Annotated in this window: 2 protein-coding genes; both read right to left on the reverse strand. The window is 34.1% G+C overall.

The genetic code is table 11. From position 1 onward, the window contains the following. Positions 1-82 precede the first annotated feature (82 nt). Positions 83-598 (reverse strand): hypothetical protein, encoded by a 516-nt coding sequence (locus HMPREF9446_RS12425; RefSeq protein ID WP_009126028.1) that lies wholly within the window; start codon positions 596-598, stop codon positions 83-85. Between the two features lie 5 nt (positions 599-603). Beyond that, a partial coding sequence (locus HMPREF9446_RS18990) for a hypothetical protein (RefSeq protein ID WP_009126029.1) occupies positions 604-797 on the reverse strand: 194 nt, incomplete at its 5' end.

Raw genomic sequence — 797 nt, forward strand, 5'->3', positions numbered from 1 at the left:
CAAGCAGGGAATCATTTGGTTTGGCGAATCCGGAAACATTTAGAAATGATAGATAGGGAACACCCGCTACGAGAAAGAAATATTAAAATCCATTTTGTCTTATATAATATAGTATACCCTTTGAAGGATTATATAATATAAAATATTTTTGGAGCTCACTTACATAGATGCAACTATAGTAATTGTTTTCATCTTTCAGTTCGTATTGCATCATTTTTCCTTCATCTATTTTGCTATTCATAATCCATGTCAGTTCGCGTTCATACTTCGACTCGCTTATTGAGTCTATCGGACAGTTATTCCATGTTATAGTTTCTGTTGCGTCGGGAAGTATAGTATACTCCCAGGTTCTATCAATTATAGGATAATTTAAATCTATTTTTACATTTGTTATTCGATAGACAAATAATTCAAAATAATCACCATGACTCCAGCCGATAAGATCTTTATGAAGTATGACATCGGCATTTACATAATTAGGGAAAAGACATTCAAAGTCCTTCTTTTTCAAAGGAGTGTATGCTATTTCGTTATAAACTCCATAACAAATAATGGAAACAAGCCCTACCAAGAGTATATAACCAATCTTTTTTTTCATTTCTTTTACTTTATTACAGGCACAATCGCATATCCATAACCATATATAAAGAAGTCTCTTCCGTCATCAGCCTTTCCTGGTCTTCCAACCCATGTAGCGAAATCGCGAAAAAGTCTACCGTCCATATTGAAATCGTATTTGTCCACATATTTCTCTGAACCAATAGGTTTAGGGACACATATCCTTCCTCCGTCAACAG

Origin of the sequence: Bacteroides fluxus YIT 12057, assembly GCF_000195635.1 — a bacterium.
Lineage (GTDB): Bacteria > Bacteroidota > Bacteroidia > Bacteroidales > Bacteroidaceae > Bacteroides > Bacteroides fluxus.